At 61.8% G+C, this 15,013-nt stretch carries 12 protein-coding genes; 1 reads left to right on the top strand and 11 read right to left on the bottom strand.

Going from position 1 to position 15,013, the window contains the following annotated elements:
• Positions 1-212: 212 nt before the first annotated feature.
• Positions 213-1,505: an aspartate carbamoyltransferase gene (locus DSC91_RS09535; protein WP_115777890.1), complete on the bottom strand. Its 1,293-nt coding sequence runs from the start codon at positions 1,503-1,505 to the stop codon at positions 213-215.
• Positions 1,506-1,913: 408 nt separating this feature from the next.
• Here DSC91_RS09535 and dapA point away from each other — a divergent pair, with 408 nt between their 5' ends.
• Positions 1,914-2,840 (top strand): 4-hydroxy-tetrahydrodipicolinate synthase, encoded by a 927-nt coding sequence (dapA, locus tag DSC91_RS09530; RefSeq protein WP_115777889.1) that lies wholly within the window; start codon positions 1,914-1,916, stop codon positions 2,838-2,840.
• A 272-nt stretch (positions 2,841-3,112) separates the two neighbouring features.
• Here the strand turns inward: dapA and DSC91_RS09515 are convergent, their stop codons facing one another.
• The 10 genes from DSC91_RS09515 to DSC91_RS09470 all read right to left on the bottom strand — a co-directional run bounded on the left by DSC91_RS09515 (position 3,113) and on the right by DSC91_RS09470 (position 14,999).
• Positions 3,113-3,919 (bottom strand): hypothetical protein, encoded by an 807-nt coding sequence (locus tag DSC91_RS09515; RefSeq protein ID WP_115777887.1) that lies wholly within the window; start codon positions 3,917-3,919, stop codon positions 3,113-3,115.
• Between the two features lie 122 nt (positions 3,920-4,041).
• Positions 4,042-6,111 (bottom strand): putative bifunctional diguanylate cyclase/phosphodiesterase, encoded by a 2,070-nt coding sequence (locus DSC91_RS09510; RefSeq protein ID WP_115777886.1) that lies wholly within the window; start codon positions 6,109-6,111, stop codon positions 4,042-4,044.
• Positions 6,112-6,263: 152 nt separating this feature from the next.
• Complete coding sequence (locus tag DSC91_RS09505; protein WP_115777885.1) at positions 6,264-7,493, bottom strand: M24 family metallopeptidase; 1,230 nt, start codon at positions 7,491-7,493, stop codon at positions 6,264-6,266.
• Between the two features lie 155 nt (positions 7,494-7,648).
• Positions 7,649-8,815 carry an FAD-binding oxidoreductase gene (locus DSC91_RS09500; RefSeq protein WP_115779774.1) on the bottom strand — a complete coding sequence of 389 codons (1,167 nt, stop codon included), beginning with the start codon at positions 8,813-8,815 and terminating at the stop codon, positions 7,649-7,651.
• Between the two features lie 5 nt (positions 8,816-8,820).
• Entirely contained in the window at positions 8,821-10,086 is a 1,266-nt protein-coding gene (locus tag DSC91_RS09495) for an aromatic ring-hydroxylating oxygenase subunit alpha (protein ID WP_115777884.1), read from the bottom strand.
• A 172-nt stretch (positions 10,087-10,258) separates the two neighbouring features.
• Positions 10,259-11,188 carry a LysR substrate-binding domain-containing protein gene (locus tag DSC91_RS09490; RefSeq protein ID WP_115777883.1) on the bottom strand — a complete coding sequence of 310 codons (930 nt, stop codon included), beginning with the start codon at positions 11,186-11,188 and terminating at the stop codon, positions 10,259-10,261.
• 113 nt (positions 11,189-11,301) lie between these two features.
• Complete coding sequence (locus tag DSC91_RS09485; protein ID WP_115779773.1) at positions 11,302-11,721, bottom strand: cupin domain-containing protein; 420 nt, start codon at positions 11,719-11,721, stop codon at positions 11,302-11,304.
• Between the two features lie 115 nt (positions 11,722-11,836).
• Positions 11,837-12,865 carry a GlxA family transcriptional regulator gene (locus DSC91_RS09480; protein WP_115777882.1) on the bottom strand — a complete coding sequence of 343 codons (1,029 nt, stop codon included), beginning with the start codon at positions 12,863-12,865 and terminating at the stop codon, positions 11,837-11,839.
• A gap of 117 nt (positions 12,866-12,982) precedes the next feature.
• The gene (locus tag DSC91_RS09475; RefSeq protein ID WP_115777881.1) at positions 12,983-13,987 is read right to left on the bottom strand and encodes a LysR substrate-binding domain-containing protein; all 1,005 of its coding nucleotides are present in this window, start codon (positions 13,985-13,987) and stop codon (positions 12,983-12,985) included.
• Positions 13,988-14,228: 241 nt separating this feature from the next.
• Complete coding sequence (locus DSC91_RS09470) at positions 14,229-14,999, bottom strand: pyrroline-5-carboxylate reductase (RefSeq protein WP_115777880.1); 771 nt, start codon at positions 14,997-14,999, stop codon at positions 14,229-14,231.
• Between the last annotated feature and the right edge of the window lie 14 nt (positions 15,000-15,013).

Below are 15,013 nucleotides of genomic sequence, written 5' to 3'. Positions count from 1 at the left end.
GGGTGAATCCAAAATCGAATCGATTCGTGACGCACTGCAATAAGCGACTTCTTTAACGACGACTGACACTGCTGAGGTTACGGTTGGGGAAGGGACTGACGAAACCAGTCTAGTTCGGATTTAGTCGGGTGGGTACTGAAGATGGAGGTTGCGGCCGCCGAAGCGGCCTTGCGGATAACCTGCAAGGCCGTCGTTCAATTATCGAATCCTGATCAATCGATGCCGTGAAACACCGCATCGTCCGGACCGAGATATGCCGGCGGGCGCCACGCGGCGTCGCGCATCGAATGCTGAACCAGCTTTTCCACACCCAGCAGCACGGCGAAAATCGCCATCCGTACCGGAATGCCGTTGTCGGTCTGCCGGAAAATCGCAAGACGCGAGTCATGGTTCAGGTCGACGCTCAGATCGTTCGCGCCCGGCCGGCTGTCGCGCGGCAGCGGGTGCATGATCAGCGTGTCGGGGCCGCACACGCTGTCCATCAGCGCCTGGTTGATCTGGAAATCCGGCGTATAGCCTTCGAAGGATTCGTCGGTGAAGCGCTCTTTCTGGATGCGCGTGGCGTACACCACGTCGGCGCCGCGCAGCCCCGCGGGCAGATCGTGGGTCTGTTCGATCACGTGATCGTTGCGCGAAATCTGCTCGACGATGTAGCTCGGCATTTCGAGCGTGGGCGGCGAGATCAGCGTGAACTTGATGCCGCGATACAGCGCCAGCAGCTTGACCAGCGAATGCACCGTGCGGCCATATTTCAGGTCGCCGACCAGTGCGATATGCGCCCCGTCGACGATCTTGCCGAGACGCGAGAACTCGCGCTGGATCGTGTACAGATCGAGCAGCGCCTGGCTCGGATGCTCGCCCGGGCCGTCGCCGCCGTTGATCACCGGCACGTTGGTGGCGCGTGCGAATTCGGCCACCGAGCCTTGCTCCGGATGGCGGATCACCAGCGCATCCACATAACCGCTCATCACGCGGCTGGTGTCGTAGATCGACTCGCCCTTGGCCATCGACGAAAACGTGAAGCCGGTGGTGTCGCACACCGAACCGCCGAGCCGGCAGAAGGCCGCGCCGAAGCTCACGCGGGTGCGGGTGCTGGCCTCGAAGAACAGATTGCCGAGCACCGCGCCCTCGAGCACGCGGGAGATTTTCCGGCGCCGCGCGATCGGCTGCATGATGTCGGCGACGCGGAACAGCGCCTCGACCGAGTCGCGCGAGAACTGATCGACCGACAGCAGTTGCGGCTTGCCTTCGAACAGCATCTGGCTCGCCAGCGATTGCGAGTCTACGCTTTGCGTATAGGTTTCACCCGGCTCGCCATGCACCACGATCTCCGACACGAAACGCTCCACGATCTCCGGCATGGCGCGCGATTCCTGCGAATCGTCCGGCAAGAGCCATGTGTCGAGCGCGCGGCGCGATACGCCGATGCGGCTCGCGAACGTGTCGCGGGTCATGTTCAGGCGACGCATCGCGTCGCGTAGGAAGGCTTGTTGCGGGACGCTCATGCGGGCACCTGTCGGGTATGGGTTGTGTACCGGTTATGTACGCGGTGCGTATATTAGTTTCCCTGTCGCAGAAGTCAAGCAGTTTTGCGAGTTTGGCAAACCCGTTTGCCGATCCGCTTTGCCAACTCGCGCCGGACGCGGTTACACTGCGTCTCATGCATTCCGGCCCAACGCTCCGACTCCGTCCGTCAACCATCGCACGTCTCGCTTTCGCGAGCGTCGTGGCCGCGCGCGCGGGGTTCCCGAGCGCTAGCGCCAAAGCCAAAAAACAGCCGCTCATCTGACCGGAGCACGCTGTTCCGTCAGATGTGCGACGGAACAGCCGGTCAACGCCCGCCTGCGGCATTCCCTGTTTTTCCCCCTCGCACTGCTGACTGGAATCGATACGGTCGTCATCGAGGTAAAGACATGTCTATTTTTTCGGGTATCTGGGTTCCGCTCATCACACCTTTCGCCGATGGCGAGGTGGATCACGCCGCGCTGCGCGCGCTGGTGCGCCGCTATGCCGACGCGGGCATTGCCGGGGTGGTCGCGCTCGGCACGACCGGCGAGCCGGCCGCGCTCGACGCCGCCGAACAGGACGCCGTGCTGGCGACGATTCTCGACGAAGCGCGAGCGCACGCCGCCGCTCGCGGCGCTGACGCACAAGCGCTGCCGGTGCTGGTCGGCGTGTCGGGCAATCACACGGCGAGCATGAAGGAGCGCATCGAGCAACTGAACGCGCTGCCGATCGCCGGTGTGCTGATGGCCGCGCCGTACTACATCCGGCCTTCGCAAGCGGGCATCGTCGGGCACTTCATGACGCTTGCCGATGCGAGCGACAAGCCCGTCGTGCTGTACGACATTCCTTATCGAACCGGTGTGCGGCTCGAACTCGACACGCTCCTGACGCTTGCCGCGCATCCGCGGATTCAGGCCGTGAAGGATTGCGCCGGTTCGCTCGACACCACACTCGCGCTGATTCGCGACGGCCGCTTGCAGGTGCTGACCGGCGAGGACATCGCGATCTTCAACACGTTGTGCCTCGGTGGAAGCGGAGCGATCGCGGCCTCGGCGCACGTGCGGCCGGAGCGGTTCGTCGCGCTGTATCGTGCGTTGTCGGCGGGCCGGCTCGACGAAGGACGGCGTATTTTTCATGAACTCGCGCCGCTGATCCAGGCGCTGTTCGCCGAACCGAATCCGGCGCCGGTGAAGGCCTTGCTCGCCGCGCAAGGTCTGATACGCGACGAGTTGCGCATGCCGATGACGCGCGCCGGCGATGCGCTGGTCGCGCGGCTCAGGGAACTGGACGGGCTTGATCGGATAGCGGTGCGCGCGGCGGAATTGCCAGCTTGAGTGCGGATGGATTGCGGCGCCTCGGTGGACGGCAAGCTCACCAGGCGCGATGCCGCGCAGGCGGCGCCGATTCTCGTGTCGTTGGCCGGCTCCGCACGCGAGACGTGCAAGGCCGGCTAAACGGCTAGCCGGTCAAGCGGCTAAGGGGCCAAGCGGCCAAGCCGATAAGCGGATAAGCGGATAAGCGGATAAGCGGATAAGCGGATAAGCGGATAAGCCGATAAGCCGATAAGCCGATAAGCCGATAAGCCGATAACCGCCCGCGCTTTGCGTCAAACCGGCCCCGGCAGCGTCTGGCATTGCGCGGACGTGTCGTGGCCGAGCGCATCGCAGCGCGGCGACCGCGACTCGCGCGGCCCGCGCATGTCCCGTGACCCGGCGAGAAGCTCATGCGCGCCGCGGTCGAGCGTGGCGAGCATGTCGCGTTCGACGATCAGATGGTGCAAGGCCAGCACGATCAGGCCGATGGTCAGCAGCAGATCGCCTGCAAACACGACGGCGTAAAGCGCCGAGGTGGTGCGAGGATTGCCGTACAGCAGCGTCATGTTGGAGCGGTCGAGCAGCACGAGCACGAGCGGCACGACGGCATTGAGCGTCGCGATGCCGCTGCCCACGGCGACCAGCATGCGCGCCGGCCCGAGTTGCGGACGGCGCCGGCGGACCACTTCATACAGCGTTGCCGCGCGGCACGGCGCAAAGAACAGCGCCAGCAAGCCGGCGCGGACCACCAGCGGCGCGTTCCATGCCAGCACGCTCCCGTACAGCACGCAGAACACGGCTGTGACGACGAGGCCGGCGCGCCACGGTGCCGATGCGCCGAACAGATCGCGCGTGCCCGACCAGATCAGAATGCGGCTCTGCAACGCCAGCGTCGCGGTGGCCAGCAACAGCAGATCGCTTTGCCAGATCTTGTGCAACGCGAAGCATGCCGTGGCAGCGGCAAGCAGATAAAAGCCGACGGACCAGAAGCGGAAGGCGCTGACCTGCGCAAACATACGCGAAAGTGCTGTCGTGATGAAGGCGCTGCACAGAAACGTGATTAGCCACACCGTCTGGAACGTCGCTACGTCAATTTTCATGAAGTCTCCTGCAGCCAATCTGTCTGTTCCTGCTTATCGGTAAAACGAGGCTGCGCAGCGGACGCGCCGCGATGAGCGAACCGCGTCGCAAAGGTCCGCGCATTTCAAACCGATCCGCATGCTCATGCCGTCACCGTTCTTGCACGCAGCATCTCGCCGAAGTCGTCGGCGGTGAGCGGCTTGCCTAGCAGGAAGCCCTGCATCTCGTCGCACATCATCGACTTGAGCTTGCCGAGCTGCGATTCGGTTTCGACCCCTTCGGCCACCACGTCCATGTCCAGCGAATGCGCGAGCGCGATGATCGCGGAAACGATCGCACTGCCTTCCGGTCCGTGCTCGTCGAGGCCGTTGGTGAAGAAGCGGTCGATCTTCAATTGCTTGACGCGAAAGCGTTGCAGATAGGCGAGGCTGGAATAGCCGGTGCCGAAATCGTCGATGGCGATCTCAAAGCCGCTTGCCTGGAACTCGCGGATCATTTCGATGGTTTTCGGCGCGTCCTGCATCGCGACGGTTTCGGTGATTTCGAACATGATCTGCGCGCATTGCACGCCTTCGGCTTGCACGATATCGAGCATCGTCGCGACCAGGTTCGGTTGCGACAACTGACGCGGCGACAGGTTGATCGCCACCTTCATCAACGGCAGGCCTTGCTCCACCCAGCGGCGAATCTGCCGGCACGTCTCGCGCAGGACCCAGTAGCCGATCTGTACGATCTGGCCCGAGCGCTCGGCAATCGGAATGAACTCGAGCGGCGTCAGCGTGCCGAGCTGCGGATGGTGCAGGCGGATCAGCGCTTCGGCACCCGCCAGCGAGTCGCCGCTGCCGTGGAATTTCGGCTGGAAGTGCAGCGAGAAATGGCCGGTGGTGAGCGCTTCGTGCAGCGCGCTTTGAATCTGCAGCGTGCGCATTGCGGCTTCTTTCATGCTTTGTTCGAAGAAGCGATAGGTGCCGCGGCCTGCGCGCTTGGCTTCGTACATGGCCGCGTCGGCATGTTTGAGCAGCGTCTCGACGGTATCGCCGTCGTAGGGAAAGAGCGCGATGCCGATGCTCGGCATCACCTGCAGCGGCTGCGAATCGGCCCATACGCCCTGGCGCATCCGGTCGAGCACGTCTTCGGCCATCGTGCCGGCGTCTTCGCGTGAAGCCAGGTTCTCGGACAGCACGACGAATTCGTCGCCGCCGAGACGCGCGACCGTGTCGCTCGCACGCACACACTGCAGAAGACGCTGCGCGAATGCGGACAGTACTTCGTCGCCGGCCGAGTGGCCGAGCGAATCGTTGATGGTCTTGAAGCCGTCGAGATCCATGAACAGGATGGCGAACAGCGAGCGCCGCCGGCGCGCGCTATGGATGGCGCGGTCGATGCGTTCGGTGAGTGTGCTGCGGTTGGGCAGGCCCGTCAGCGTGTCGAGCGTGGCGAGCCGCACGATCTGACCGTTCAGTTTCGACACCGCGCTGACCAGAAAGCTGGTGCGCGCATCGAACCGCGACAGGATCAGCGTGACGATCAGAATCGCAAACGTGAACAGGATCACCGAAGTCGCGAGCCACGCGGCATTCACGCCCTTGGCCGCGCCGCACACGGCGCCGGCCGGAAACTCGGCGGCCGCCATGCCGGCGTAATGCATGCCGCTGATCGCGACGCCCATGACCAGCGCCGCGATGAAACGTTTGCGCAACACGTGGTGTTCGCCGTCGTTGCTGAGTGCGCGCGCCATCCACAGCGCGGCGGTCGATGCGCCGATCGCGATCGCCAGCGAAGCGGCGAACCAGGCCGGCTGATAGTGGATGCCCGGCTCCATTTGCATCGCCGCCATGCCCGTGTAGTGCATGCCGGCAATGCCGAAGCCCATCAGCACGCCACCGGCGATGAGCCGCAGTGGCGTGAGCCGCGCCTGGGTCGTCACGATCAGCGCCAGATACGACGCGCCGATCGCGAGCCCAAGCGAATAAGCGGTCGTCGAGAAATCGTAGCCGAGCGGAATCGGCAGCGAGAAGGCGAGCATGGCGACGAAGTGCATCGACCAGATGCCGACACCGAGTGCCGCGGCGCCGCCGAGGCGCCACGCGTGCCGCTGACGTGCCGACGCCAGCAGGAAGATACGGCCCGTCAAATCGAGCGCTGTATATGACGCCAGCGCCGCGACGGCGAACGAGATTGCAACCAGCCAAAAATTGTATGAGCTCTGCATGTTAAGTCCAACCGCAAAAGGGAAGCGGCTGAACTTGTTATCGACCGTTGGCGGCGTTTATTTAATTGATTTTCAATATGTTAGTCATCGGCGTTGGGCATCTTGCAGCCGGCCTTGGCGCGTACCAGGGCGAACCCTTCGTCGCGCCGGCCTCACAGCCAGCGGGTTTCAAAGCTGCACAAGGTGAGCGGCACGCAATCGCACTCGGTGAGCACCACCTGCTGCTCGAGTTTCACGCCCTGGCTGCCTCCTTCCGCGCCGATGTAGCTCTCGACGCAAAGCGTCATGCCGGTTTCGAACCGACCGTCATAACCCGCGCTTTCCCAATCAACCTGGTGCGCAATGGACGGATATTCGTCGACCATGCCGATGCCGTGCGCCACGCAGCTATATCTGTTCTTCAGATATGGCTCCGGTATCTTCCAGGCCTTTTCCGAGAATTCGCGGAATGTCATGCCTGGGCGCAACAGGTCCATGTTGAAATGGACTTGTGAATAGGCTGCCTCATAAAGCTTGCGCTGCTCGTCGGAGGGCCGGGTATGGCCTACCGTCCATGTCCGGGAGATATCCGAGCAGTAGCCATTCGGCCCGACCATATCCGTATCGAACGCTAACAACTCGCCGCGCTGCAGAACCCGCGAGGAGCATTCATGCATCCATGGATTGGTCCGGTCCCCCGAGGCGAGAAGGCGGGTTTCAATCCACTCGCCGCCGTGCCGGATATTTTCGTGGTGAAGGTTGGCCCAGAGATCCTGTTCGGTCATGCCCGGCCGAAGCTCGCGATGCATCCGCTCAATCCCTTTCTCGCAGGCGCGCAGGGACTCGTTGATCAGCACGAGCTCGCCTGATGACTTAACCGTCCGGGCCATCTCCATCATGGCCTGTCCGTCCAGAAGGGTCAGGCCGTTCCTGATCAGACAGGCGGCGCCGATGGGGTCGAGCCGGTCGACCGCCAGACGGCGCTCGTTCGGTGCACGCCTGCCCAGCGCATCGGCTATCTCCGCCCCCCACACGTCAGCGCGGCGCCCGGCTTCGGTGCCCGCGCTGAAGAAGGTCCAACCGACAGCACTGCGCATCTCGAGGTCCAGATTCAGGCCATCCCACACATGCTCGCAACTGTGAAACTCCCACGCGATGACGCGGCCGTCGGCAAATACCATCACATATCGCGACGGATTGCGTCCTGTCCAGATTTGCATGTTCGATGTGTCCGTTGCGTAACGGATGTTCACCGGGTCGTAAAGCAATATCGCGGGGCAGTTGTTCTTGTGTAGTTGTTCCCGCACCCGGGCGAGCCTGTGGGTCCTGACATCGAACAACGCGTTGTTCGTCCGCGTCAGATTGGCGGCAGTACTCGCATCAATCGTCTCGTCGGCAGACATGCAATTCCTCCGGGGAATCATCTCGCTTTATATGAAACTCGAATCCGGCGTGTTCCGTTTGCCGGGCGATCGGGCAGGGCACTTGCCTTCCCGGAATGCAGCTGTCGCCGAAAAACACACAGCGCCCGGCGTTGTCCGGTTCATCGAATGGTCGCTCAGAGTTCCAGCACCAGATCGGAGGTAGGACGGCTGCAACATAGAAGGCGGAAGCCCTTCTGGACGTCCCTGTCGCGAATCCCGCCGTTGTGATGCATATCCACTGTGCCTTCGAGTACCCTGGTTTTGCAGGTGCCGCACATACCCTGACTGCAGGAGGAGGCAATCGCGACCCCCGCCTTTTTCGCAGCAGCCAGCACGGTTTCCGACTGGCTCATCGTGAACGCTCTGGCGGAGCGGGCAAGCTTGACCGTGAAGATGTCCTGAGCTGCCTCGTTCTCTTTCGAGGTAGAGGTAGGGGCAGCGGCAGCGGCAGCGGCAGCGGCTGGCACCGCTGCGGCACCTGCCGGGATATCGAAACTCTCCTGGTGATAACGCGCCGGGTCGTGACCGCCTTCGCGGAGCAGATCCCTTATGGCACGCATGTAGCCGGCCGGGCCGCAGGTGAACACCTCGCGGTCTGCGTAATCCGGAAGCCATTCCGACAGGAGTTCGAGGCTCAATCGGCCCGTCGCACCGGCCCAATTCTTCTCGCCGCCGATTTCCTCGCATACGAAGAAGAGGCGCAGACGAGGGGAGAGTGTCGCGAGTCTTTGCAGTTCCTCGCGAAACACGATATCGGCGGGTGTTCTTGCACTGTGGACGAACGCGATATCACGGTCGAGCCCGAGATCGATGCTCGCGCGTGTCATCGACATCAGCGGCGTCACGCCCGACCCCGCTGACAGATACAACGACTTCGGCGCAGGCGCAACGGTCGGGGTGAACGTGCCGGACGGACCATACGCTTTCAGCTGACTCCCTGGTGTCAGGTTGTCATGAAGCCAGTTGGACATGATCCCTCCCGCAACCCGCTTTACCGTGATGGAAAGCAGATAGGGACGCGTGGGCGGCGAGGAAATCGTGTAGCAACGTTCGATCGATTGTCCTTGCACATTCGCCGATACCGTCATGAACTGACCGGGCTCGAAACGCACGGGCAAGTCATCGCTCGTGCGAAATTCGAAGCTCTTGACGTCGTGCGTCTCGTTGACGATGCGGCAGCACGTCAGCGCCTGCCGCTCGCTACTCGGCCAGAGCCTGCCGCCGCTCTCCCACGTGTCGGGACTGGACAGCCTGTCAGCGGCAGCGGATCCGGCATCAAGGATTCGTTCGGAAGAGTTCATGGCCGTCATTCTGCTCGGATGCCGTGTGCGTTCAATCGGGCTGCATACCAGCGCGAAAACTGGTCCACGTAGGTTTCCGTGAAAGGCGAGAACAAGCCCGGCGAGTATGCCGGGTCCTGAGTGCCTTCGTGCGTGATCTCCACGAGGTGTTTATCCTGCAGGTTTGTTGCAACCCACACTTCGGTCAGATCCGAAATCCTGTAATCCACGCCCTCGACGGCGTCTGCGTGAACCAGCCACTTCGAGCGCACCAGCGTCTTGTCTGGCGCGAGCGGAATGATGTAGCTGATCACCGCGTGGTCGCTCATGACATGCGTCCACGAGTTGTGTGTCCAGAGGTGCGTATCGCCGAGATCGCGCCGTTGGAGATTGCCAAACAGCCTGGTGCTGGCGACCCTGGTGTCGATGGTCTGCGATTCACCGTTGCCGGCGATGACGAGTTGCTGGGTTCTGAACTGGGTGACCGCATCTTCGTCCAGCCACTCGACACTGGCGCTGATAAATCCGTCCTGCTCCCAGCTTGCCTGACATGCTGCGTTGCGCGCCTTGTACTCGTCCAGCGCGCGCAGCGATTCCTCGCTGAGATTCTCAGGACAGAAGCCGAAGTCTTCCGGCAGGAAAGATGCCGTCAATTCCGGATGAGTGGCCTGGCAGTGGTAACACTCGCGATTGTTTTCCATCACGAGTTTCCAGTTGCCGTTCTCGATGATTTCCTGCTCGAAGGCAATCCTGGTGTTCTTCAGGTCGTACGGCGCAAAACGCGGCGCCATCGTTTCTTCCAGCTTCGCGATGTCCTCCGGCGGGTTCTCACCGAGGCAGACGAAAATGTGCGTTCCGACAATCCTCGTGTGCACCGGAATCAGGCTCCGGCAGGTCGGATCGAAGTCCTTGCCCATGTGGGCAGCGTGGCGCAGGCTTCCGTCGAGGTCATACGTCCACTGATGGTAAGGACAGACCAGCATGCCGACCGTCGACTTCCCAGCCTCTTTCAGACGTGCGCCGCGATGGCGGCAGACGTTCCGGTAAGTGCGGACATTCTCATCGTCGTCGCGCACGATGATGATGGACGCCTTGCCGATATCGACGGTCGACACATCGCCGGGTTCGGGCACGTCCGCCGTGACGCCGGCCAGGATCCAGTGCTTGTGGAAAAAGACCTCGACGTCCGTTTCGAAAACATCCTGGCGGCCAAAGAGCTCGCCGGGCATGCCGTGACCGGGTCGACGGCTTCGGATTAACTCGCCATGGGTTTTGCGTTGCACTTCGGACATCGTCTTTCTCCAACGTTCAGGATAGGTCGGGACTTCGATTGTTCCCGCTATGACTTGAGTATTGGATTGACGAAAATGAGCGTCAATGCGCTTTATTTTCGGTCTGACATTACTTTAGATTATGCGTGAGCCCGCTTCTCCGGGCATGTATGGGCGGCGCCTTGCAGGCGCTTCAATTCTCTATGGAATCCTGCCGAAGCCAGTCGATGAGAGCGTCGATTTCCGGGGCAATCGTGCGCCCGTGCGGCACCACGATGTAGTACGAATCGCTCACTTTGAGCGAAGCGGACGGCAGCCTGACAAGTTCGCCAGCCTCGAGAAGGTCGTGGACCAATCTTCCCCAGCCAAGGGCGATACCCTGACCGTAGCGTGCGGCCTCGATTGCATCCGTATAAAGACTACAGCGCAGCGCGAAGTTCAATCGCTCCGGCCTCACGCCCACAGCGTGAAACCACTCATCCCATCCCATCCAGCCTTCCGAGGTGGAATCCGACTCGATGAGGGCGGCGCGAGTGACGTCCTGCAGCGATTCCGGCGCGCCTCGCGATTTCAGCCAATCCGGCGAGCAGACAGGAAAGACCTCTTCGTCAAAAAGGAAGGTTGCCGTGCCATCGCCCCATCGTCCGTTTCCGAATCGTACGGCGACATCAATTTCCTTGGGGCGGAGGTCAGCGGTGAACATCTGCGTGGAGATGCGAAGCTGAAGATTCGGCTGGGCTTTCCTGAGGGACCCCAGCCGAGGCAGGAGGCGAAAATGTGAGAACGCAGACGTTGCCGCAAGCACCAGTTCCTGTTGGACCGGGCCGCTGGCCAGCCGGTCAAAAACGCCTGCAATTTTCTGCATCGACTCGGCGACGACAAGATACAGCGCCTCACCTTCCTCAGTGAGTTTGATTGAACGATGCAGACGGTCGAATAGCCGGGTCCCGAGCGTTTCCTCGAGAAATTTGACCTGCCGGCTTACCGCGGCCTGGGTCACCCCTAGCTCATCGGCTGCCAGCGTGAAGCTCCCGTGCCGCGCGACCGCCTCGAACTCGACGAGCGCTGTCAGCGAAGGGATAAGCCGTCGATATCCCTTGGTCCGTGCGGTTGGCGGTTTCATTTCGCCCCTCCAGCCAGAATAGGGCCGCGTTGTATGAATCGTTTCGACATAGGCATGACGAGCGGTTTTAACGATTTCCGCCCGGCGCTTATGGTCAATTCACTTCCCGTTGGTCAGGGGCGCGTGGCTCGTGGTTGAGAAACGATCGTCGACCCGGTATGCGCGACGACCAGTACCGTACAGCCCTCTTGCGAGAAAGTGCTATGCCGCGATCCGGCCGGGTAGCTCACCGTCTGTCCCGGCAGGAAATCGGTGCCGTCGTCGTCCGTGAATACTCCGTCGAGAACAAGAATCAGCTCGGTCGAGTCGTGTTGATGCTCGAACGACCGCGCCCCTGGTTGCAGACGCATCCAGTAGCTGCTCCACGCACCGTTCTCATCGTCGGCAACGGGAATCCAGAGAAAGCCGGGAAGCACTGTTTCTCCGATTTTCATAGGCTGCCAGTCACGCTCGTCGATGGAATAACAGCGTCGCCCATTCTTGACGTTCAATCCAAAGAGAGCCATTTCATCCTGCGCGTGCCCGGTAGTCATGATCTGCCGTATCCAGTGTCGGTTAAAGAGGAAGTCCTGCCTGTCGTGCCTCGGCTGCCCGCTGTTCGGGCAGCCGGAGCGCTTGCATGCTACGTTCATGGTCCAGCGCCGCGCGCTACCCGGCGCCCAGCGTTGATGCCTCGCTTTGCGGTCGCGCCACGCGATAGGCATTCGGCGATTCGCCATATTCTTTTCGGAACTCACGGCCAAGATGCGAAGCGTCGGAGAAGCCGCAGGATGTCGCGATATCGGCCACTGTCCGGTCAGAGCTCGTCAGCAGCCATGATGCCGTGCGTATCCGGATCTGTCGCCCGTACGCGTGCGGCGACTTTCCCGTTTCCGCGGCAAACAGACGCTCGAGCTGCCGGACGGACATCTCGAGACGGCGGGCAAGTTCTCCCAGGCTCAACGGTTGACCCATGTGCTGTTCCATCAACAGGATCGCGCGCCTGACCTTGGGGTGCGCTGCGGGTTCGAGTCCTGGAGGATGCGGCTGCGGGGCATTGCCTTTCTGGGCATCATCCACAAGCATGATGCGCAGCGCCTTCTGCACGACTGTGGCCTCGACATGGCGCAGCAGGATAGCCGCCGCCACATCGATCGAGGCGCGCCCGCCCGAGCAGGTAATCCGGCGTCTGTCGATCACGAACAGCCGGTCCGCAACAAGATTGCGTTCGTCAAGGCCCGGAAAGCGCTCGACGAAATCCCAGTAGTGGAACCAGCTCACGCAGATGCGATATCCGTCCATCACGTCGGCCCGCATCAAGGCAAATACCCCTGTGCAAATGCCGACCAGGGTGGCGGACGTTTTCGCGGCGTCGCGAATGAACTGGAGCGTGGCTTTGCTTGCGGACGGCCCGGAGTGCAGCAACCCGCCGACGATCACGACGTAGTCGAAGGGTTTGGCTTCCTCGAAGGTGGTCCACGGCGTGACCTGGATGCCACAGCTTGCCCGGACGGGGGTGGAAGACTCGCCGACGATGGTCCACGAACAACGGACTGGCCTGCTCATGTCGCCTTCGTCGCTTGCCAGTCTGAGAAGGTCGACGAAACCGGAAAATGCGGTCAGCGTGAAATTGGGCAACAGCACGATTCCAAAGCGCAGCGGCCGGGCGGTTCCGTGATGAATGGGGTCGTTAAACATGGGACTGCCTGCACTCACGCTGCATTGACGGTGTAGAAGCGCTCCGGAAACCGGCGAGGAAGGAGAGTCGTCTTTCGACGGACCTGCTCATGCTGTTCGAACGGGTGTCGGCGCACGCTACCTGGTGGTTTCCGCCGCTTCGACGCCTCGCCATTCGCGCATCATCGCGCCGACTTCCTCACCCAGCCATTCACGGAACTGCAGATACTCCGCTCGAAGCTTCGCGTTCTTGTGCGTGATCAGGTAGTGATGACGGTCGTGGAACTCGAGCGCGTCCTGCACCGGCCGGATCAGGCGGCCCTGTTCGATCTGGCGATGGACAAGATGATGCCAGCCGAGCAGGGTGCCTTCGCCCGCTTCGGCCTGAGCGACGAGGAGTCGATAGTCGTTGCTCTCGAAGTGTTCGTTTTCGCTGATCCTGTCGGAGCCATCGCCTTGCTGAAACCAGTTTCGCCACACGCGCCAGTCGACATGTTCACACACCTGGGCCCGTCCCAGCAGCGAGAGGTTCAACGTGGGCTGCGACAGCAGGTCGAGCGGCTTCAGCGACTGCCCGCGAAAATGTTGCTCGAAGAACGGCCGGCTGCAGACGGGATACACCACGTCGTGGAAGAGCGGCTCGACTTCATACTCCGGTTCGCGCGGCGGATTCTTGGTGATGATGACGTCAGGTTGCATGAGCTCGTCCAGCTCCATGAAATGCTCGGTCACCATCACGACCAATCTGATATCCGGGAACCTTTTGCGGAATGCGGGCAGCCTGAACGACAGCCACAGCGCCGAGAACGTATGCGAGACGCAAATGGTCAGCGCGCGCTTGTCGGAGCGGCGCACCGCCTCGGCCGCTTCCGCGATATTCATGATCGACAGATACGACGCGTTGTAGAGAATGCGGCCCGCGTCGGTGAGCGCAATATGCCGCCCGGTTCGCTCAAACAGGGCCACATCGAGTGAATCTTCGAGTTCCTTGATTTGCCTGCTGATTGCGGCCTGCGTGACGCAAAGCACTTCCGCCGCCTGCGTGAAGCTTTCGTAGCGCGCCGCGGTGACGAAGCATCGCAGCGCCCGTAGCGACGGCATCTGGGCGAGGAGTCTGTCAGCGAATAAATGCTTCTGTTGCATCGTTGTCACCTTTTCACGCGCAAGCGCGTGGTTCTGTCCGAGGACTGCGGATCCAGGCCGCGCTATTTGCCCCGGTGCAAGGCGGCTACCCCGGTCATGAGACCGAGGCGTCTCAACCGGAATAGTTTGCGAGTCTCTTTGCTCGCTGGCAAGAGAGGTCAACCCGGGGGCTGCGTCGCCCCCGGCGGCGTTGTGTGCGGCGTTGTCGTATGTCGCCTTACATGCGGCGTTGCGTGCGGCGCTATACGTGACCTTGAATCCTCGCCAACACCCGGTCCAGAGCGTCGGCGAAATGTGCATACGTACCGCGTTTCGTGAGTTCGTTGTGAACCTGTTCGTTGATGCCGCCCGGCGTCATGCAGTGCTCGATCAGCCCCGCAAACGACTTCCCGCTTCGGGTCGTATCGTGTGCGAGACCCACAGCGTAACCCGACAGAAATGCGCGAGCGGCATCGTAATCCAGCCCTTGGCGGACCAGCCATGACGCCTGGGCTTCCAGCACCGCATAGAAGCTCGCCATCGTCGCCGTGACGGCCGACAGTGCGTCGAATCTGGCCTCGTCGTCGACTTCGACCGCTTGCCCCAGCGCCGAGAACAAGGATGTCGCCACGCGATCCGCGGGACAGATAGCCGTGCTTCCGTTGCCCTCGGCCACGGCCGGCAACGGTATCGCGCGAACGACCTTGCTGTGCGCGCGGATAAGCCTGCGCACTTCGTCGATTGACATTCCCGCGATGAAGCTGATGACGTGATGGCGCGCATCGAAATGCAGTTCGCTCAATACGTCGGCAGCGATTTGCGGCACGACTGCAAGACAGACAACGTCGGACGCCTCGAGCACTTCCTGATTGCTTTCGCATACCTGCACTCGCTTATCGAGCGCGGCAAGCGCCGCAGCAGTGTCCGCGTTGCGGGGCGACAGCGAAATGCGGTCAAACGGAAAGTCGAACTTAAGCAATCCGGTGACGACTGCCTGCGTGATGGTGCCGGTCCCGATGAATCCAAGTCGCATTGGGTCTCACATAG

This window comes from Paraburkholderia caffeinilytica, from assembly GCF_003368325.1.
In the GTDB taxonomy this organism is placed as follows: Bacteria; Pseudomonadota; Gammaproteobacteria; order Burkholderiales; family Burkholderiaceae; genus Paraburkholderia; species Paraburkholderia caffeinilytica.
The sequence above is the reverse complement of the archived record's forward strand: the minus strand, read 5'-3'. Positions and strand labels throughout refer to the sequence as shown.

Bases quoted from the DNA above. Each gene is read 5' to 3' on its own strand.
- DSC91_RS09535 (WP_115777890.1), bottom strand. From the start codon at position 1,505: ATGAGCGTCCCGCAACAAGCCTTCCTACGCGACGCGATGCGTCGCCTG.
- dapA (WP_115777889.1), top strand. From the start codon at position 1,914: ATGTCTATTTTTTCGGGTATCTGGGTTCCGCTCATCACACCTTTCGCC.
- DSC91_RS09515 (WP_115777887.1), bottom strand. From the start codon at position 3,919: ATGAAAATTGACGTAGCGACGTTCCAGACGGTGTGGCTAATCACGTTT.
- DSC91_RS09510 (WP_115777886.1), bottom strand. From the start codon at position 6,111: ATGCAGAGCTCATACAATTTTTGGCTGGTTGCAATCTCGTTCGCCGTC.
- DSC91_RS09505 (WP_115777885.1), bottom strand. From the start codon at position 7,493: ATGTCTGCCGACGAGACGATTGATGCGAGTACTGCCGCCAATCTGACG.
- DSC91_RS09500 (WP_115779774.1), bottom strand. From the start codon at position 8,815: ATGAACTCTTCCGAACGAATCCTTGATGCCGGATCCGCTGCCGCTGAC.
- DSC91_RS09495 (WP_115777884.1), bottom strand. From the start codon at position 10,086: ATGTCCGAAGTGCAACGCAAAACCCATGGCGAGTTAATCCGAAGCCGT.
- DSC91_RS09490 (WP_115777883.1), bottom strand. From the start codon at position 11,188: ATGAAACCGCCAACCGCACGGACCAAGGGATATCGACGGCTTATCCCT.
- DSC91_RS09485 (WP_115779773.1), bottom strand. From the start codon at position 11,721: ATGACTACCGGGCACGCGCAGGATGAAATGGCTCTCTTTGGATTGAAC.
- DSC91_RS09480 (WP_115777882.1), bottom strand. From the start codon at position 12,865: ATGTTTAACGACCCCATTCATCACGGAACCGCCCGGCCGCTGCGCTTT.
- DSC91_RS09475 (WP_115777881.1), bottom strand. From the start codon at position 13,987: ATGCAACAGAAGCATTTATTCGCTGACAGACTCCTCGCCCAGATGCCG.
- DSC91_RS09470 (WP_115777880.1), bottom strand. From the start codon at position 14,999: ATGCGACTTGGATTCATCGGGACCGGCACCATCACGCAGGCAGTCGTC.